General features: G+C 40.7%; 14 protein-coding genes and 7 tRNA genes. 12 read left to right on the plus strand and 9 right to left on the minus strand.

Annotated features, from left to right (window positions below; translation table 11 throughout):
* Nucleotides 1–12: 12 nt before the first annotated feature.
* Nucleotides 13–88, minus strand: a tRNA-Val gene (locus A9267_RS04875).
* A 36-nt stretch (nucleotides 89–124) separates the two neighbouring features.
* Nucleotides 125–200: transfer RNA gene (locus A9267_RS04880), tRNA-Val, on the minus strand.
* 512 nt (nucleotides 201–712) lie between these two features.
* On the opposite strand from A9267_RS04880, the gene gltX reads away from it, so the two are divergent.
* From gltX to A9267_RS04910, 6 genes are all read left to right on the plus strand, one after another.
* On the plus strand, nucleotides 713–2,122 hold the full coding sequence (gltX, locus tag A9267_RS04885) for a glutamate--tRNA ligase (RefSeq protein WP_065108469.1): 1,410 nt from the start codon (nucleotides 713–715) through the stop codon (nucleotides 2,120–2,122).
* Between the two features lie 105 nt (nucleotides 2,123–2,227).
* Nucleotides 2,228–2,303: transfer RNA gene (locus A9267_RS04890), tRNA-Ala, on the plus strand.
* A gap of 83 nt (nucleotides 2,304–2,386) precedes the next feature.
* Nucleotides 2,387–2,462: transfer RNA gene (locus A9267_RS04895), tRNA-Glu, on the plus strand.
* Nucleotides 2,463–2,567: 105 nt separating this feature from the next.
* Nucleotides 2,568–2,643: transfer RNA gene (locus tag A9267_RS04900), tRNA-Glu, on the plus strand.
* A gap of 106 nt (nucleotides 2,644–2,749) precedes the next feature.
* Nucleotides 2,750–2,825, plus strand: a tRNA-Glu gene (locus tag A9267_RS04905).
* 243 nt (nucleotides 2,826–3,068) lie between these two features.
* A tRNA-Glu gene (locus A9267_RS04910) sits at nucleotides 3,069–3,144 on the plus strand.
* Nucleotides 3,145–3,665: 521 nt separating this feature from the next.
* Here A9267_RS04910 and A9267_RS04915 read toward each other — a convergent pair.
* The 3 genes from A9267_RS04915 to tesB form a co-directional block, all read right to left on the minus strand.
* Entirely contained in the window at nucleotides 3,666–4,922 is a 1,257-nt protein-coding gene (locus A9267_RS04915; protein WP_065108470.1) for an MFS transporter, read from the minus strand.
* Between the two features lie 192 nt (nucleotides 4,923–5,114).
* Nucleotides 5,115–5,510: a YbaY family lipoprotein gene (locus A9267_RS04920; RefSeq protein WP_065108471.1), complete on the minus strand. Its 396-nt coding sequence runs from the start codon at nucleotides 5,508–5,510 to the stop codon at nucleotides 5,115–5,117.
* A gap of 4 nt (nucleotides 5,511–5,514) precedes the next feature.
* On the minus strand, nucleotides 5,515–6,378 hold the full coding sequence (tesB, locus tag A9267_RS04925) for an acyl-CoA thioesterase II (protein WP_055026088.1): 864 nt from the start codon (nucleotides 6,376–6,378) through the stop codon (nucleotides 5,515–5,517).
* Between the two features lie 238 nt (nucleotides 6,379–6,616).
* Here tesB and A9267_RS04930 point away from each other — a divergent pair, with 238 nt between their 5' ends.
* Nucleotides 6,617–7,498, plus strand: coding sequence for a 1,4-dihydroxy-2-naphthoate polyprenyltransferase (locus A9267_RS04930; protein ID WP_065108472.1), 882 nt, complete (start codon nucleotides 6,617–6,619; stop codon nucleotides 7,496–7,498).
* A gap of 107 nt (nucleotides 7,499–7,605) precedes the next feature.
* Here A9267_RS04930 and A9267_RS04935 read toward each other — a convergent pair whose 3' ends face one another.
* Nucleotides 7,606–8,382, minus strand: coding sequence for a phytanoyl-CoA dioxygenase family protein (locus A9267_RS04935; RefSeq protein WP_065108473.1), 777 nt, complete (start codon nucleotides 8,380–8,382; stop codon nucleotides 7,606–7,608).
* A 291-nt stretch (nucleotides 8,383–8,673) separates the two neighbouring features.
* Between A9267_RS04935 and A9267_RS04940 the strand changes: the two genes are divergently transcribed.
* Nucleotides 8,674–9,453, plus strand: coding sequence for an IclR family transcriptional regulator (locus tag A9267_RS04940; protein WP_065108474.1), 780 nt, complete (start codon nucleotides 8,674–8,676; stop codon nucleotides 9,451–9,453).
* 77 nt (nucleotides 9,454–9,530) lie between these two features.
* Here A9267_RS04940 and A9267_RS04945 read toward each other — a convergent pair whose 3' ends face one another.
* The 3 genes from A9267_RS04945 to A9267_RS04955 all read right to left on the minus strand — a co-directional run bounded on the left by A9267_RS04945 (nucleotide 9,531) and on the right by A9267_RS04955 (nucleotide 14,335).
* Nucleotides 9,531–9,833 carry a hypothetical protein gene (locus A9267_RS04945; RefSeq protein ID WP_055026085.1) on the minus strand — a complete coding sequence of 101 codons (303 nt, stop codon included), beginning with the start codon at nucleotides 9,831–9,833 and terminating at the stop codon, nucleotides 9,531–9,533.
* 197 nt (nucleotides 9,834–10,030) lie between these two features.
* Nucleotides 10,031–11,560: an NADP-dependent phosphogluconate dehydrogenase gene (gene gndA / locus A9267_RS04950; protein ID WP_065108475.1), complete on the minus strand. Its 1,530-nt coding sequence runs from the start codon at nucleotides 11,558–11,560 to the stop codon at nucleotides 10,031–10,033.
* 375 nt (nucleotides 11,561–11,935) lie between these two features.
* Nucleotides 11,936–14,335: an OmcA/MtrC family decaheme c-type cytochrome gene (locus A9267_RS04955; RefSeq protein ID WP_082972206.1), complete on the minus strand. Its 2,400-nt coding sequence runs from the start codon at nucleotides 14,333–14,335 to the stop codon at nucleotides 11,936–11,938.
* Between the two features lie 393 nt (nucleotides 14,336–14,728).
* Here A9267_RS04955 and A9267_RS04960 point away from each other — a divergent pair, with 393 nt between their 5' ends.
* The 4 genes from A9267_RS04960 (at nucleotide 14,729) to A9267_RS04975 (ending at nucleotide 19,447) form a co-directional block, all read left to right on the plus strand.
* Complete coding sequence (locus tag A9267_RS04960; RefSeq protein ID WP_055026082.1) at nucleotides 14,729–15,376, plus strand: 4Fe-4S dicluster domain-containing protein; 648 nt, start codon at nucleotides 14,729–14,731, stop codon at nucleotides 15,374–15,376.
* Nucleotides 15,377–15,395: 19 nt separating this feature from the next.
* Nucleotides 15,396–17,621: an aldehyde ferredoxin oxidoreductase gene (locus tag A9267_RS04965; protein WP_065108476.1), complete on the plus strand. Its 2,226-nt coding sequence runs from the start codon at nucleotides 15,396–15,398 to the stop codon at nucleotides 17,619–17,621.
* An 11-nt stretch (nucleotides 17,622–17,632) separates the two neighbouring features.
* Nucleotides 17,633–18,166, plus strand: coding sequence for a hypothetical protein (locus A9267_RS04970; protein WP_065108477.1), 534 nt, complete (start codon nucleotides 17,633–17,635; stop codon nucleotides 18,164–18,166).
* A gap of 270 nt (nucleotides 18,167–18,436) precedes the next feature.
* A complete protein-coding gene (locus A9267_RS04975) occupies nucleotides 18,437–19,447 on the plus strand; it encodes a LysR family transcriptional regulator (protein WP_055026079.1) in 1,011 nt (336 codons plus the stop codon).
* The last annotated feature ends 365 nt before the right edge of the window (nucleotides 19,448–19,812 follow it).

Here is a 19,812-nt window from a genome sequence, read left to right on the forward strand (position 1 = left end):
TTACAAAAAGAATGGTGGTCGATACTGGGCTCGAACCAGTGACCCCCTCCTTGTAAGGGAGGTGCTCTCCCAGCTGAGCTAATCGACCTGGGATTTACACAATGATTTAATTCTTAAAAAAGAATGGTGGTCGATACTGGGCTCGAACCAGTGACCCCCTCCTTGTAAGGGAGGTGCTCTCCCAGCTGAGCTAATCGACCTCGCTGTGTGGGGCCGTATTATAGGGAGCAACAAAATACTGTCAACGACTTTTTCACGAAACAAAGCTTAGCAGCGCTAAAAACGTGCACACTGCTGAATTGTTAAACGCTTTAAACCCATAACAGACATGAATACTTAACCTTTTGATGCATTATTAAGCAAGCGCTTAGGGTCATAAGCTTTCATGTCTTTTCTTTTGTTTACTTTCGTCATTAAGCTTGTATCAAGAATTTAAGCTTTAGCATTAATTTTAATCGCCGAGCTTTATCCAGATTAAATCTATCTTGTGCAATCAAGAACTCATTCAGTAATTAGTAAACTTCAAGCAGCAAGACATTCGCCTGTTAGCTATAGTTTTTCTTCACAAGAATAATATCACTTAAGTAAAGCGACCCAGCTTATATAATCAAAAGTGAAACTCGCATAATAAGGTAGTTTAGGTATAGAATATCGCCCACTTTATTATATCTGTCTTTATATAGACGTTTTTGAAATAGGTTAGTGTCCCATTATGACAACTAAGACGCGTTTTGCTCCTAGCCCAACAGGCTTTTTACATGTAGGTGGTGCTCGAACAGCACTTTATTCTTGGCTTTATGCCCGCGCAAACCAAGGCGAGTTTGTTTTACGTGTAGAAGATACTGATATTGAACGTTCAACACCTGAAGCATGTGCAGCCATTCTTGAAGGAATGGAATGGTTAGGACTAACTTGGGATGAAGGTCCATATTACCAAACTAAACGTTTCGATCGTTATAACGAAATCATTACGCAGATGCTAGAAGAAGGTACTGCTTATAAGTGCTATTGTTCCCGTGAGCGTATTGAAGCAATGCGTGAAGAACAAGCTGCGAATGGTGAGTCACAAAAATATGATGGTCACTGTCGTGATCTTGAGCCTCGTGATACAGATGAACCATTTGTCATCCGTTTTAAGAACCCGACAGAAGGCAGTGTGGTATTTGATGATCATGTACGTGGTCGTATCGAATTTGCTAATGACACTTTAGATGACTTAATTATCGCCCGTACAGAAGGTACGCCGACTTATAACTTTTGTGTAGTTGTAGATGATTGGGATATGGGTATCACTTGCGTTGTACGTGGTGAAGACCACATCAACAACACCCCTCGTCAAATTAACATCCTTAAAGCATTAGGTGCACCAGTACCTGAATATGCTCATGTATCGATGATTTTAGGTGATGACGGTGCAAAATTGTCAAAACGTCATGGTGCTGTTGGTGTAATGCAATATCGTGATGATGGTTACTTACCAGAAGCACTGCTTAACTACCTTGTACGTTTAGGTTGGTCACATGGCGACCAAGAAGTGTTTTCGATGGAAGAAATGATCTCGCTATTCAAACTAGACGATATCAATAAAGCCGCTTCTGCCTTTAATACTGAAAAGCTAAATTGGTTGAACCAACACTACATTAAGGAGCTTGCTCCAGAATATGTAGCAAAGCATCTTCAATGGCACATGGATCACCAAAAAATTGATACAGCAAACGGCCCAGCATTAGCTGAAGTTGTTACTGCATTATCTGAAAGAGCAAAAACCTTGAAAGAGTTAGCAGCTTCTAGCCGCTACTTTTACGAAGATTTCGACGCTTTTGACGAAAATGCCGCTAAAAAGCATTTACGTGGCGTAGCCATGGAGCCGTTAAAGCTAATTCAGCAAAAAATTGCTGCACTTCCAGAGTGGACTGTTGAAGCAATACATCAAGCAATTGAAGATACTGCTGCAGAACTTGAAGTGGGAATGGGTAAAGTCGGAATGCCTTTACGTGTAGCCGTTACAGGCGCTGGCATGTCACCTGCTGTAGATTTAACCTTATTTTTAGTTGGAAAGGCTCGTTGCGAACAAAGAATATCCAAAGCGATTGAATTTGTAGCAGATAGAATAAATTCTTAAAAAACGAGTTGACACTTTTGGCGAGGCTGCATAGAATGCGCCTCGCAGTTGAGACACAACGTGATTATTTATCGCAGCATGTCCAAATGTATTAAGTATAGTTGAGGGGCTATAGCTCAGCTGGGAGAGCGCTTCGCTGGCAGCGAAGAGGTCCACGGTTCGATCCCGTGTAGCTCCACCAATTATATTTAAATCAAAGCATTAAGTTTTAGCCTACAGAGCTTAATGAGTTATTCACTCTTTGCAGAGTCTAATGCAGTCCGGGTCCCCTTCGTCTAGAGGCCTAGGACACCGCCCTTTCACGGCGGTAACAGGGGTTCGAATCCCCTAGGGGATACCACTATTTATTTTTTCTTGATGAACTTCGAGAAAATAAAAAGCATTAAGTTTTAGCCTACAGAACTTAATGAGTTATTCACTCTTTGCAGAGTCTAATGCAGTCCGGGTCCCCTTCGTCTAGAGGCCTAGGACACCGCCCTTTCACGGCGGTAACAGGGGTTCGAATCCCCTAGGGGATACCACTATTTATTTTTTCTTGATGAACTTCGAGAAAATAAAAAAGCGTTAAGTTTTAGCCTACAGAACTTAATGAGTTATTCACTCTTTGCAGAGTCTAATGCAGTCCGGGTCCCCTTCGTCTAGAGGCCTAGGACACCGCCCTTTCACGGCGGTAACAGGGGTTCGAATCCCCTAGGGGATACCACTATTTATTTTTTCTTGATGAACTTCGAGAAAATAAAAAAGCGTTAAGTTTTAGCCTACAGAACTTAATGAGTTATTCACTCTTTGGTAGAGTATAACGCCAGTCCGGGTCCCCTTCGATTAAAGAAGAGAGAGCCTAGGGCACCGCGCTGTTATTACAAGAGCACGGCGGTTTCACTTTAATAGCCTTCTAAAGTGTTACTTATAGGTCTTCGTTATATTGGAAGTAAAACAATATGTCCGGGTCCCCTTCGTCTAGAGGCCTAGGACACCGCCCTTTCACGGCGGTAACAGGGGTTCGAATCCCCTAGGGGATACCACTGCCTAGGACACCGCCCTTTCACGGCGGTAACAGGGGTTCGAATCCCCTAGGGGATACCACTTTCTTAACTCTGAGTTATCAAACTGAGTTTTAAGTAATATCAAAGCCACTTAATTGTGGTTTTTTTATGTCTGAAATTTATCACTAACTCAAAAAGACCTCTCTAAATGAATACCTATACGTAACGACTATAATGTCAACGCCTAAAGTGTTAGTTAGCAACGCCAATCAAATCAAGATGAGCTCTTAATAATTACATAATCTATCTAGGATACTTAGTGAGTTGAGGCTTTAGCTATTCTTTAAAGTTCACTCTAAAATGAGTGCTGAACAATTAAAATCAAACATTACGTATTGTATTTGTACATGAGGTACAAAGTGAATGTAATAACTGGATACTAACGTTGTTTCAATAGACAACTCAGTTTTGAACGTCGAGCAGGCTTAGCGCAAGAAAAAACAACAAAAAAAAGAGGCCTTTAGGCCTCTAATTCAAAGGTAGAAAACTTATCTATGTCGTTACTGTGTTTGCGTATTGAGCTCTTGTTCAGCTGCCTTCGATTGATGATGTGTCAACCTTAAAATAGCCACTAATAACAGAGACAATAACCCTACCGAACCAATAACAACACCTTGCCACTCTGATTGATGCCAAAATATCATCAAATAAGGGCCTCCAAGGGACGCTCCTAGATAATAACTGCAAAGGTATAGGGAAGTCGCCTTAGCTCTATGAGTCGATGCTCTTATCGCCACAAACGAATTACAACAACTATGAGTTAAGAAAAAACCACTCGCAGTCAGTAAAAAACCAATTGTAATGCAAAGTAGATTATCCATTAAGGTCAATAACGTGCCAAGCAGCATCACAACCAATGCGCCTTTGAATAATCGTTGGGCGCCAAATTTAACCACCCACTTAGCAGATAAATAAGACGTTAATGTTCCACTTAAATAGCAAAGAAAAATTAAAGTCGCCGCAAAACGGCTAAAATTGTATGGGTCGGCCATCAAGTGTAATTGAATAAAGCTGAACTGATTCACCATCATCATAAAAGCAAGTCCACCGATGGCATATACAAGCCGCATCTGGGGATCTGTCAAATGATAAATAAAACCACCGATATCGTGCTTTATTTTATTAATGACGCTCGTTGAGTGTTGGGTTGCCGCGCACTTTATTTCTCTTCTTGGTAGCAAATATGTGACTATAGAAATCCCAATCAAAGTAACCGAAAAATTCACCATCATGGCTTGTTCCCAGGTAAAGTTCTGAGACAAAAGCCCTCCCATTAACCTGCCACCAATACCGCCTAAACTATTTGCCATAATGTAAATACCAGCCGCTTTTAATAAAAACCCTGCTGGTAATTGTTCTTTAAAATATGCCATTGCAATGGCAGGCACTGCTGCGAGTAATACCCCCTGCAATAGCCTAACCAATAATAAAGCATCAAAGTCTCGAGCAAAAATAAGTAATAGATTGGAAGCGACTAACATCCATAAACTGACCATAATAGGTGCTAAACGGCCTATTCGGTCTGAAATTACCGCATAAATAAGTAACGAAAAAGCCAGCGAAAAACTGGTAACAGACAAGATCAATGTTGCTTTAGCACCACTGACATTAAAATACTCAGCAATTAAGGGCAGCATGCCTTGTACTGCATATAAATTGATATAAACAACGATAGATGCGAGACACAATGCCCAAATTAATCTTTGTTCGCCACCAGATTGGTTTTCAGGGGCTTCTTTGGCAAGTAAATCAGGCACAACATAAGCCTCGATTAAGTAGTTAACTGAGCATTGATTATTGCTCGATGAAGACCATAAGCAATTTGAGAAAGTTAAAGATGTGAGTTATGTCTTAATTTGTCAGCATAATCATTAAGACATAACGTAAAGTTCGAGCAATAGTTTTACTATTGAACCCTGCTGTTTTTAAGCAGGTATACAGTGATCAGTTTAGCGATCTACCTTTTTCATAATAACTTCAGTGGTGAACTTATCATTATTGATAACCGGAAATTTCTCATAGGTTTGAAAAATAGGTCTATCTTGATACAGAATCATCGCAACAACCCCATACTCAATATCTTCATCAATACTGTCCGCAGGTAAAGTAAACTTAAATGGTACTGGTGCTCTGGCAATATCGAACGTTTTTTGCGAGATAATTAAACCTGGGGTATTAAGACCAATAATCGCAATGTTAATTTTACAGTTTTGAGGCAATACAATTTTCTCGAGGTAACCCGCATAGCCATTAATAATAACCGGTTCATCTGGGGTAACGGTTACACACGCTGTCATCATAAATGTCATCAACGCAAACATTGCTGCTTTTACACCGAACTTCATATTTTTATCCTTTCGTCATTCTTAATAAGCCTTCTTGTGTTGCAGATGCAACCAAGCGACCTTGTTGATCAAAAAACTGCCCTTTAACAAAACCGCGGCCACCGCTGGCATTGGTACTTTCTACACTATAAAGCAACCAATCTGAAAAATTAAACGGCCTATGGAACCACATGGCATGATCTATCGTCGCCATTTTAATCCCTGGCGTTAAAAATGACACACCATGAGGCTGAGCCGCAGTCACCAGAAAGTTGAAATCTGACGCATATGCAAGTAAATATTCATGAACACTGTGATCACTTGGAATATGGCCATTCGCTCGCATCCAAATATACCGCTTGGGTTCAGTAGAGTCTGGAGCGATAGGATGTATTGGATTAACCAAGCGCATTTCTATCGGCGAGTCAGCCATGAATTTTTCAAGTATGTTAGCGGGTACTTTATCGCGCATTGTAGAAGCTAATTCTTGCTGATTTAGTAACCCGTCTGGACCATCGACGACTGGCATTTCAGCTTGATGTTCAAAACCTTCTTCAGGAGCTTGAAACGAGCAAGTCATGTAAAAAATAGGGCGGCCTTTTTGAATCGCTTTTACTCGTCTTGCACTGAAACTGCCCCCATCACGCATGTTTTCAACATCGTAAACAATAGGAAGTTTCTCATCACCCGCCCGCAAAAAATAAGAGTGTAATGAATGCACATGCCTATCTTCACTTACTGTTTGCTTTGCAGCACTTAACGCTTGCCCCATCACTTGTCCGCCAAAGACATGACCGAAGCCTAAATCCTGACTTTGCCCACGGAACAGCCCTAGTTCGATTTGCTCTAATGAAAGCAATGATAATAAATCGTTTAAAACTTGACTCATAATTTCCCTAACGTCTGCACAATCTGACCCAATAAACTTAGATTACCTTAGAACCACACGCCTAGCGTAAATATATTCTCGAATTTACGTACAAATAAACAAAAAAACGATAAAATTCAGCACAATTAGTAACAAGATTTTACTTAATTGCGCGATCACAACCTCGTACTTAATCAAAAAAAGTTGCTATGCTATTAGTCTATCCTAATTTAACTCGATATCTTGAAGCCTTAACAATATGCAATCTTGGATTTTAGCCATTAGACCTCGCACTTTACCTGCTGCCATTGGTCCATTATTAATTGGTAATATTTTAGCCCTACACCTTGAGCAATTCAGTTATACCATTGCTTGCATTTCAATGTTATGTGCCATTTTATTGCAAATTGCCGTCAATTTAGCCAATGATTATTTTGATTTTAAAAATGGCATCGACACAGAAGAACGAGTAGGGCCTGTCAGAGTGACCCAAAGCGGAATGTTATCACCTAGCAGTGTACGCAATGCCATGGTTGTCTGCTTATTGCTTGCATTATTGGTTGGTTCAGCACTTATTTTTCATGGTGGCTGGCCTATTGCGATATTAGCCGTGGCATCCTTACTTGGTGCGGTATGTTACAGCGGCGGACCTTACCCTTTAGCATCACATGGTTTAGGTGAAGTGGCAGCATTTGTATTCTTTGGACTTGTTGCCGTCGTTGGTAGTTATTACTTACAAGCAGGTGACACAAGTACCAGTGCTTGGCTGTTAGGAAGCGCTATTGGCATGTTTAACGCAGCGATTATGCTAGTAAATAATACCCGTGATATTCAAACAGACACCAAAGCAGGTAAAAATACCCTTGCAGTCAAAATTGGACAAGCTCAAGCTAGAGTCTTATATCAAGCATTAGTCTATTTACCTTTTGGTCTTATTATTGGTGGTTTTTTAATGGGTAACCTTGCAGGCCTTCCAGTGCTGCTAGCAGGTTTATCATTAATCTACGCTCGTCAACTCAGCGGAGAGTTCAGTAATACCAGTGGTGAAGCCTTAAACCCAATCTTGGGGCGCACAGCTAAATTAACAATGATTTTCAGCCTATTGTTCAGCATAGGATTAATCTTTAGTTTGCCAATGTAACTGACCGCTCGCACAATAAGTCTTCCTATGAACTTGCTTTAACATTAATACAAGCATGTCATAGGAAGCTTTTTACCTTATTAAGCCTATACTTAATCCTGTAATAATTACCCTTTTCTTCCCTCTTCATGCCATTCAAGAATAGCACTATCATCCAGCCTATAAAGCGGATAATACACAGCTTCATTTGGTTTAAATGCTTGATTAGTAATTGCATTGTAAGCACATATCATCGACCATCTAGGTTTATCTGAGCGATTTTGATTTGATTTATGCAGCAAGTTGCAATGAAAAAACAGAACATCCCCTGTTGCTAACTCAACATTGACTAAAGGATGATACTTCATTGCTTCTTCGACAAAAGTCATGTCTGCGCCTTTTTGATCGCCAGTGTTAGCGTGATCTAACCTTCCTATATGATGTGAGCCTTTTAGTACCTGTAAGCAGCCATTTTCAACTGTTGCAGGGTTGATGGCAATCATGCAGCTAATCGCTTTTGGGTACAGCATAAGGTTATCTTGATGCCAATAACCGAAGTCTTGATGCCATTCCCAAGCGCCTCCAACCAATGGCTCTTTCATCATGATTTTGGTACTCGTATGGTAAGCCTCCTCTTCTAGTATCTTTTCTACTGAATCAACAAGTCGTCGGCCTCTAGAAAACATACTGTATAAGTCATCACCAGTTTGCTGCCAAATGCACACCTTGCTTAAGGCACCTTGACTGTCTTTCTTATTCCATGCTTGTTGGTACAAACCCTCATCATTAAAAGCGACTTGCTGCAATTTCGCCATTTCTTGTTGAGAATAGTACCCCTTTACAATGACATAGCCATCACGATTAAAATCTTTAATCTGTTCAACTGTTAATTCAAGCTTACTCATCTTCCATACCTCCTTTTAATTGCTAATGTTAGTTCCGTCTTTATTCATCTTGCTCGATAATGGCAAAATAAATGCCTAAGCAAATCGAGTATTGTTAACAATAATCAATTAAACTTATTAAGATCGCAAGTTTTTATTTACATATAAATATTAAATTTATATAAGTATTGAGCTTATAAATAAATACCCAGTCGGTTTTATATGCAAATTTTGCTCAAATAGCCTTACCTACATCTCAAAGAAAAAGGCCAACCGAACAATTGGGCACCATTAATAAAAGGGAAAGGTGATATGCCAGCAAGTGTTAACTCAATTGCAGAACAAAAATACTCTGTGCCAGCATTGGACAAGGGCTTTGATATTTTGGAATTTTTAGCTGAGCAACAAACCCCTTTACTTCAATCAGAGATAGCCAAAGGTATTGGGCGTAAGCCAAATGATATCTATCGGGTATTGGTTAACCTTGAAGCTCGGGGGTATCTTCATCGGGATGAGTCTTCTGGTCGATATCGGCTGTCTTTGAAAATATATAACCTCTCAAGAGGAATATCGCCGATTGATAAAGTGAGGCAAGCAGCGCTGCCGTTAATGGAGGATTTGGCGGTTACAACAGGTCAAGCTTGCCACTTAAGCATGCTTTACCAAAGTCAGGCAATGGTTATTGTACAAGCAAAAAGTCACTCCCCAGTGTCAATCAACATAACTGAAGGAGCAATGTTCTCTACCGTTTCATCAACTGCAGGTAAGGTATTACTGGCAAACAGTAACCCTGATGTCGCCTTGATGATACTAAAACGAGATGCACTTTATTTAACAATGAATCAAAAACAGAAAATGGCTTTATCTGCTCAACTGGAAGAAGTTAAGCAACAAGGTTTTTTGTTTACACATACAAGCCATATTGAAGGTATCGCGGAATATTGCGCATTGATTGGAGAACCAGAAGGACAAGTGATTGCCGCACTCACCTTTTCAGTGTTACCCAATGTGCTAAACCACACAGAGCTAAACCTGCTTCAAAATGCGCTGAAGCAAACAGCGAAACAAATTACCCACCAGTTAATAAGTTAAACGCAATCCGCTTAATACGCCTTTCCTTTATGGGAAAAGGCGTTTTGGCATACGTAAAAACTTAGCACTGTAGACTTTTAAGATTCAACTTCTGCCGTTGCATTGGCCGAGATCTGTTTTCGGTCAAAATCATCATTAAGCAAGATCATGTCGGCTAAAGAAGCTCTTAACTTCACTGATGCAGGTGCTTTAGCTGCAGTTCTTTGACTTAACGATTCCCTTAGCAGTACGACTTCAAGTAATTTTTCTAGTGCATCATTATTGTCAATTTCAAGGGGGGGGAGTTTTTTGGCAGCATTTTTGGAGTATTGTTCATATTCAAACGTGACGCTTTCTATCGCTTCGGCTATTCGTTTCTTTTTATCAGCTTTTGTCGGCATTATATTCCCTCATAACTATGAATTTTTACTTACAAACCTTACTGCTTATAGTTGAACCTATAGCAGTCAAGCCGCAGTTACAAGTTTTGCTTACCCGCTGGATTGGGTAATATCATTATTCTATACACAAAAAAGCACTTCTAAATAGAAGTGCTTTTAATCAATAGCCAGCTAAAAGCTGTTATTCAAACTCGATATCAGACTTTTGATAATGTGCGTTGCTTAGCACTCCAATCTAGATGATATTTTTCACCTGCTGGTTTATCGGTACGTTCAAATGTATGAGCCCCAAAAAAGTCACGTTGACCTTGGAGTAAATTTGCGGGCAAGGTTTCACTGCGATAGCTATCATAATAAGCCACTGCAGAACTAATGCAGGGTGCAGGGATCCCTTGCATGACAGATGCCGCAACGGTCTTGCGCCAATTCATATGCTTAGCTGATAAACTCTCGCTAAAGGTATCCGCCATGAGTAAGTTTGGAAGCGCTGCATCATCTTGATAAGCTTTAGTAATTGACTGTAAGAAAGTGGCACGAATGATACAACCCGCACGCCAAATCTTGGCGATTTCAGCAAAATCTAAATCCCAATTTTGCTCTTTAGCCGCCATCGCCATTAATTGAAAACCTTGGGCATAACAACATACCTTGGCGCAATATAAAGCATCTTCCAGGTTAGCGATAAACTCCGCTTTTTCGGCATCGTTCAATGGTATTTTTGCAGGACCAGAAAGCTTACTGCTTAAATTAACCCGCAAGGTTTTTTGCGTACTCACCGCACGTGCATAAACCGCTTCAGCAATTGTTGGCGCAGGGCAGCCAATTTGTAAGCTGCTTACCGCAGTCCATAGACCAGTGCCTTTTTGACCCGCTTTATCTAAGATCATTTCAACCAGAGGTTGGCCGGTTAACGGATCATCTTGTTGTAACACCTCTGCGCTTATTTCCATAAGATAGCTATTTAAACTACCTTGGTTCCAAGTATGGAAAATACTACCAACTTCATGAGCAGATAAACCTAAGCCATCATGCAATAATTGATAAGCTTCGCAAATGAGTTGCATGTCAGCATATTCAATACCGTTATGCACCATTTTAACGTAATGGCCAGAGCCCGCAGGACCTATGTAAGTCGTGCATGGCTCCCCTTCAATCACTGGATTGCCCGGCTCAAACCGCTCAATAGGCAAGCCTGTTGCAGGATCAACTTTTGCTGCCATTGCTTTCCATACAGGTGCCACGTATTGCCAAGCATCTTTATCACCACTAGGCATTAAAGAAGGTCCAAAACGTGCGCCAACTTCTCCACCTGAAACAGCAGAACTAAAAAATACAAACTTACCTTTAAAGCGCGCTTCACGCTCCACAGTATCAGTCCATAGACTATTACCTGTATCAACAATGATATCGTCTGATTCGATACCTGCTTCAATAAGCGCATTACACACGCCATCAACAGGTCCACCAGCAGGCACAGATAACACAATGACGCGAGGTTTAGCTAAAGAATCAAGCATTTCAGTAAGATTATTACAGCCTAGCATTCGGGGAGCTAAGTTTGCTTTTCTTTCTGCTTGTTCTTGATTTATTGCGGTATTCACTTTGTCGCTGTCGAGGTCGAAAGCCGCGACCTGGTAGCCATTATCAGCAATATTTAACGCGAGATTCTTGCCCATTACACCGAGGCCGATAACACCGATGTCTGAACGAAAGGGTTGGGTAGTCATTATTATTTTCCAAAGGTCACAGAGATTAATCGCGCGTAGCGAATCCATTTGGACGGTGATTATACTGATTTATGTAACTAAATTACAGTCGCAAAATGTGCACACACAATTGCATAATTAGGAAAGCAAACTAATAAACAAGTTTTAGCTAATAAACACAGTGAGTTAGAAAAAATTAAGACGGATTGTAAATAATCGTTACAACATTTATTCCAGCAGTCTGAAAATACAAGATTTTTGGTTAAATAACCAAGCCAGCGACGTTAATAAAACATGATTAATGAGCTCACTTTAGCTTAAAAGTAACTAAAAAAGGTTGTATAAGCTAATCTAAGCAAGCTAACTCATACAACCTTTAACACATTGATGAACGATTTAGTTCAGTCCGTGCATCACATCAATACCTAAGCTTTTCCCTTCGCCATGACAGGTTTGGCAAGACTCATCACCAGGATGATATATTGCGCCAGAGCTTGCATCTTGTTGGAATACACCGCCGAAGCTTTCTGCATGAGCTGACCAGCTTGCTTCAGTGTTATGGCATGAGGCACACACAGCAACAGTCGGTGAATACTCAGAAACTTGACCCGATGAGGTCGCATCACGAGCTGCCACTATGACTGAGTCTTGCGCAGCAAGCGTATCCATTTGGAGCTGACCTTCATCATGACAAGCACGACAATCGTTCGCAGAAGCCGGATACGTCATTGCTTCACGTTCACTACCGGTATAGCCTTTGGTTGTGCGAGTGTTTGCATGCAGTGAATGCACTAACTCTCGATAACCTAGACTATTATTAATAGTTCTAAATGCTTTAATACTTGCATCACCAGGTGTGTGCTTGCGTGTCGCATTCATGTATTTAACCATGTCGTTGGTATGACAGCTTTGACAACTACCATCCGTTAAAGTTGTCGCAACTTGTGGCGAGTGACAAGCACCGCAAGTTGCCCCATTGGCTGGTGTAGAGATTTTACTGTGAGCTTCATTCACTCGTTGCTGGAACTGTTCATCATGGCAAGCAATACACTTTTGGTTATTCACTAATTCAGTATAAAGCTCAACATTAGTGGTTAATGGTATCGCTGCATCAGCTGGGACCTCAGCAAGCACGATACTTGCTTCCGTCTCTAGTGCCTCACATGAAGCTGCTAGACCCGTTAGTTTGTCTCCGCAAACCATAACCTTCGCATATAAGGTACCCGTCGTATTCAGCCCAAGATCGGCAACACCAGCATTGTTAATCGTCACAGTAACAACTGAGCTCTCTCTAATTAACGTGATATCTTCTGAGCTTGATACTAGGTCCCACACTTTACGCTGGCCATTGTTTTCTGGCATTACAGCTTGTTGCGGATTACCTGATGCCACCAGCCAAAGGTTATTAATAGCGGGATCAGCATCTGGATTCGTGCTTAATTGGTTAAAAGTTAGGGTAGCTGTTAACGTGTCTTGCGCCTCATCTACCACACTGTCAGTTAACGCAAACTGATATTGCTCAATCAAGGAATCTGTCACACTCACAGTAGCATTGTGGAAAATAGCCGAACCTAATGGATTATTACTATCTGGGTGACAACCACTGCAGCTCATCGCCCATGCATCAGGAAACGCATCTCGATCGTGAAATAAGCCTACCGCAGTCCCATTCCAGGTGTCAGGTGCATATTTCTCATGACAGCTTAAACAGGTTTCTTGACCAGGGTATTGGTAAAAGTCAGCTTGAGGCGCACCATCTTCAATATGACATTGCTGACATTGATGCATATCACCAGGATAAGTCAGATCGCTATAATCATGGACAGATCCTTTATAACCAATGACCAAATAATCACTTTTATGGATTCTATGTACTAAGCTGGCCATACCAATGCTCACGCCTGTTTCAGGATCGCCAGAATAACTGGTATGACACATCACACAGCCTTCGTAATCAAAACGTTTATTGCCATGCATTAATAAGCTATTGTCAGCACTTAAGTCATTTGTATGGCATCGATAACAACTCTGCTCCGCTGTCAGTAACACCCGAGTATCTTCTGCTGGAGCGTTTACGCCAGTGGTCGGGTCAAAGTCAAATGTGGTGTTCACCAACATCGTACTGATGTCTGCATCGGAAAAAGGCATTAACTCTAAATACACCCGATGAATATTTTCTACATTGTATTCAGTATTAATTCCATCAATATTTGAATAGCTATCTAAAGGCTGTGAAAACGTATAGCGATATAAACCGTTTCCAATAGCTTCAATACAAGCTTCTTTACAATCCGACTCAATACTTGCTTGCCACTGAGTCCCTTTGTGCTTGTCCCAGCCCTCTTCTAAATCATTGTCCGCAACGTCTCCAGGCTCAACCACGTTATTGATATAACTCGTCCATTGTGGTGATAAATCAGTTTCAGCAGTTGTCACAATAGTAGCGCTATCTGCTTCATTCAATGGGCGCACGCGCCTTTGTTGAACTCCGAGCTTAGCAATGCCTGCCCCTAAAGTTGAAATGGACGCCACATCGGCTAAACCACTTACAGCTACACCGTTGGCATTACTAAGATAAAACTCAAAAGAAACCTGCAACGACTCATCAATCGTGACCTTTTCAATTTCAGCTTGTAATGATTTTGCCGATGAAATTGCAATGTTAATGTCACCAGATTCTCCATCATCGCCATTTTTTCCGTCATCACCGGAACATGCAGTAAGTGCAACCATTGGAACTAAAACAAGCGGTGTTATCCACTTCTTATATTTCCTAATTAACAATTTGCTCATCATTATTATTCCTTTTATTAATTCACGGCATTTTTAATTTTTAGTAATAATTATTTATTTATAAAAATCTTATTGTGATAAAAATCATGAATCCACTCAAAATATTAAAACAACAACTAACAAAACAGTACATTCCACAAAGTAAAATACTCAGTTCAAAAGTAACAATTCCAAAAAATGGAATCGAATAGGATTTTTCAATAATTAAATAGAAAAGCAACTTTTAATAAATGGAATACACAGCCAAAAAATGTGACTTAAGATATATATTAAGACTAATTAGAAAAACAAGAAAACAAACGTGATCATAATCAACTTGTTTTTAAATTAATTAAATAATACTCGAATCATAAATATAAACATAAAAGCAATATTTATAATTAAGAGGAAACAAATATGATTACAAGGAGAGCACTACTTGCTAATGGCGCTAAGGTCGCTGTCGGAACCGTTTATGGTGGAACATTAGTCGGTTTTTTAACTGGGTGTGGTAGCAGTGATGACGCAGAAACCCCAATAGTTGAAGTCATACCCGGTGGACTCATGGTCGTCAACCCTATCTTATGTGTAGGTTGCCGACGTTGCGAAATAGCCTGTAGCTGGAGCCACGGGAAATCAGCTGTCAGCCCAAGTACCTCAAGAATTAAAGTTGCCAAAAATCTCAATTTTGGCCCCCATGGCGTGCAGCCAAACTATCAAGACCAGCGTGGTGAACAAGGTGATAGCACCATTGTGCCATCAACCTGTCGTCAATGTGATGTTTGCATGACCGTTTGCCCTCAAGAAGCGATTACCGTTAACGAAGAAACGGGAGCCAGAGTGGTCAACGATGACTTATGTGTCGGTTGTGGCTATTGCGCTGACAAATGCCCGCAGCAAGTTATCACCATAGATAAAACCACTCGAAAATCTCTCAAATGCGATCTCTGTGAAGGCAGCCCTAATTGTGCCCAAGTTTGCCCAACTGGCGCAATTAAGTTTTATACCTGGGAAGACGCTGTTGCCGAAGTTGAACTTCATGAAAAGTATTTAGAATTAGTTTAAAAACTAAAAAGGAATAATTATGACTACTACATATGGTGGCTGGGCCGGTTATATTTTAAGAGTTAATTTAACTACAAAAGTTATTACTAAAGAAACAACAGAAACCTATCACGATTATATTGGCGGAATGGGAATCGGTTATAAAGTTTTATGGGATGACCATGTCGACGGAATTAAAGCAACTGATGAAGAAAACCAATTAGTTATTTCAGCGGGGCCATTAAGTGGCTCAGGTGCAATTTGTTCGGCTAGAACAACGATTACTTCTCGTAACCCTGTTATTCGAAATCACTTAATCACTGATGGCCACTTTGGCGGTCACTTTTCACCAGAGCTTAAATTTGCTGGTTACGATGCAATTATTATTGAAGGTAAATCAGAAACCCCTGTATGGCTAAAAATTGTTGATGACACTGTCACCCTCGAACCCGCAGATTTTTTATGGGGAGTAGGCATATTCGATACCTTTGCCAGCATCAGTAAATTAATGGGACAACAAGCTCAGGTTGCAGCAATTGGCCCTAGTGGTGAACACCTTGTAGCTCAATCAACTATTCAAACTCAAGGTGGCCACTCAGCAGGCGGTCATGGGGCTGTACTAGGCTCTAAAAAACTTAAGGCCATTGGTATTATTGGCACTGGTACAGTCGATATCGCAGAATCGACAACCAATGAGCAATTACGTGCATTAGATGACCATATTCTTGGGATCATTGGTGCTAACAATCAAGGAGTTGTTCCTAATCAGCCGCAATCTTGGGCAGAGTATAGCTCTACAGGCAGTCGTTGGCGCGGCGGTCCAGGCGTCACATGGGGAGCAGCAGACAATCCTGTAGATGTGGGTGAAACACCATGGGATGACCGCCAAAAAGTAGGCATGCGCACCTCAATGGCCGAAATGTATTTTGGCCGTGATGAAGCCAATAAAATCTTTAAACGTCCAGGAGGCTGCCACTCTTGCCCTATTCGCTGTTTTTGTGAAGTTAAAAACCCAAAAATGAAAACCGAATACAATCTGCCAACTGAAAACATTACCAATGTATGTTTAGGTTTTCTCGATCCTTGGTACGCCATGGGGAAACCAAGCAATGGTGAAAAACGAACCGACATTCAAACCGTTGGTGCCTATTATATGGATGATTATGGTATTTGGAGTGCTTACGGCCAACTGTCCCATTTAATGCGAGAGTTTACCGCCCGCGGCTTTTGGGAAATCATTCTACCAGCTGAAGAATATGCTGCGATTAATTGGGCACAATACGCTGATCTCGATGCGCATTTTATGCAAGATTTCTATACCCGTATTGCCTACAGTGAAGATTATCCTGGCTCAAATATTCTAGGTCGCTGCCTAGGCCGTGGCTTACATGAATTCATTAATGAAGATGGTGAACTGTACAACGTTGAAGATATTCTTAATGAGGTAGAATCCCCTCGTATGGCGGAATTGACCTTCGAGTTAGAATCTGATGCAAATTATGATTTAGTCGGTAAAACCTACAGTGTATTTCTCGATAAAAACATGAAAGTGTTTAACCGTTCTATGGTGGGTGGCGTTCACCACGCCAGTGAATCAGCAGGTCAAGTAGGAGCGCTGCTAAACACAGTATTTAACCGTGATCCGCAATGTCACTCGCACATCAACTTAATTAACTGTGGCCTTCCCCACGCCAAGATCGCCGAAGTAGCCGCGTCACTATGGGGCGAAGGCGCATTTGATCCAGTTCAACATTACACCGCCATGAATACCTCCAAAGCAAAATTTGCTAAATGGTGTTTAGTGAAAAATGTATTACATGATTCATTAACCCTATGTAACTGGATGTTCCCACTCGTTGTTTCACCAGATGCCAATCGAGACTATATCGGTGACAGCTCAATCGAAGCACAAATGTTCAGCCTTGTCACAGGCATTGAAACATCAGAAGCCGAACTGGACGCCATGGCAGAAAGTGTCTTGCAATTGCACCGCGCACTTACCGTGTTGCAAATGAATGAAATTGATCAGCGAAATAAACATGATGTCTTGTCTGAATGGGTTTATGACTTAGATCATGACAAGAACTTCGGCGACGAAGGCACGATTAAAATGGATCGAGACGATATCCAAATAGGCTTAGACATGTTTTACGCTGAAATGGGCTGGGATAAGGATACTGGCGTGCCGACTCGTGCAACATTAGAAAAATTCAAACTGGGTTACGTCGCTGACAAGCTAGAAAGCTTGGCATTGTTACCGGCATAGGTAAATAAAATATGATTGAACTGGTTGATTATATTCGCTTGCTAAGTAAGGACGGTCGTCTGGTGACGGCCGAGCAAGTTATTGCTGTCGCAGGCCTTGATGTAGAAATAGAAGATGTTGAACTCGCGCATCAGCAATTGATTGAAGATAGCCAATATCACGATATCGCCATTATAGCGGGAGAAAAAGAACACTATTTTTATTCTAAAAGATTCATTGTAAGAAGTTACGCCATCCAATGGATTGGGGTAAAAGATGATAAGTTAATTGAAACAATGGCGGATTATATTCGCCGTTATTCAGCAATGGGCGAACTCGTTGCAGCGGTTAACTTTAGCTATCCCCCTTATAAACTTGAACTCAGTGAATTAACGACATTAATTGATAAATTTAGCCAAACTGAGGGGTGCGAAGACATTCATTTTCAAGCCGATGCCAAGAATCTTGAAACCCAAACTCATGGTTATTACTTCTCCATAAAAACCATGACCAACACTTATGCCAAAGTGTTGGCTGACCATGATCCATTTGAGTGGTCTGCATAGGTAAACGTTATTGCCTTATATGCCGTGTATAAGGCAATAACACCCCAATAAAATGAATATAGGCTAAATTTCTTATTTATATTTAAGCCAGTTTGGCTATGTACAGAATAAACTTTTGACTGATTTTCGCTAATCTTATTCGTTAGTTAACACTTCAAGAATAAAAACGCCGCTTTATCGTGACTAAGGTAAAACTTATCTAGTTTTTAACTCCTAAATTACCTCCTAGTTGGTACATTACTCATACATGATTCCAACTAAGTGTGATATATGAAGCCAACAACTACACAAGAAAGTCTTCTGCATCTTGATTACATGACTTTGCTGGTATTTCTTCGACTTTACGAGTTTCAAAGCGGTAAACTCACAGCTGAGTCATTTAACGTTCCCCAATCAAAAATTAGTCGTTGCCTGTCTAGGTTACGAGAAGCTTTTGATGATCCCTTGTTTATCAAAAAAGTGTCAGGCTTAGAAATAACCGATAAGTCTCAGCGCCTTTACCCTATCCTTAAACGTATTGAGATCAACCATATCGATCTTGCACAAGAAATAGATAAAAGCATCGAAACACTTAACAGTGAAATTGTCATTCATGCGCCTTCTGGTTTTACAAATGGCGTGCTAAGGAAACTGTATAACTGCCAGTGTAATAACGCGTGTATGAAACCCTGCGTTAAATCTGCAGTATTGCAAGACAACGGCGCAAATGACGAAGAAATGTTACTGAATAGTCATTGCGACATCGTCATTACCTGCAATCCGTCCATTCATGTTGGCATACAAAGTCAGAAAATTTGTGAAGTTACCGACACCTTTGTAGTCGCAAGAGAAAACCACCCAATTTGGGATGAGATGTATAAGCCAATTTTAGATCGTGTGCTTAATTACCCTGTAATTTTGACTGAAGTGCTGCATTTTAATAGCGAACTTGAAGCAACACCGCTAAAACAGTTTGCCGATTCTCGTCAAAGAGAATTACTCGTTGCCGCTAAAACAAACAACCTCAATGAAATTTCTGACTTCTTAGTCGGCACTGACGCTATTACTTTAGTGGTATCTCAAGGTGCGGTAGATTATTTAACCCATGATGACACCATCAGAGCGCAAATTGTCCCACGAAAAGAACGTGAAGAATTAATGCGTAATAAGCCCAATATGACGCTCTACATGCAAACCAGAAAGTCTGAACGTAAGCTATCTGAATGTGTAAAAAATAAAATTGCAGAGCTCATCACCACAGGAGCAAATGGCTGCATTAAAGCTTGTCAATTTGAGCGCTAAAATGATTGCCAGATTGTTAGTTAACCTAATACAAATAAACAAAATACCAGAAAGACTCATCAGCTAAATACTAAAACCTTACTCTATACACCAGCCACAATGGCTGGTGTTACCGTGCTTTGCCATCACTTCCCTTTCAATCACAAAACACGAAAAGCCATCGCAAGGCTCATTTCTAAATACACCTGACAACTCGAGATACTGGTTCCGTAAGATTTCAGCAGTAATCTCTCCGGCCCACGGTTTAAATAGTATCGTTATTATTCACTCAGATTTGACACTTGTTTGGAATGTCCGCAAGATAATTTGAGCTTTTGCTCTTTTCTCATCCAATCGGTTGAAAAACAGCAAGAAATTTATCGATA

Source organism: Shewanella sp. UCD-FRSSP16_17 (assembly GCF_001675935.1).
Classification (GTDB): domain Bacteria; phylum Pseudomonadota; class Gammaproteobacteria; order Enterobacterales; family Shewanellaceae; genus Shewanella; species Shewanella japonica.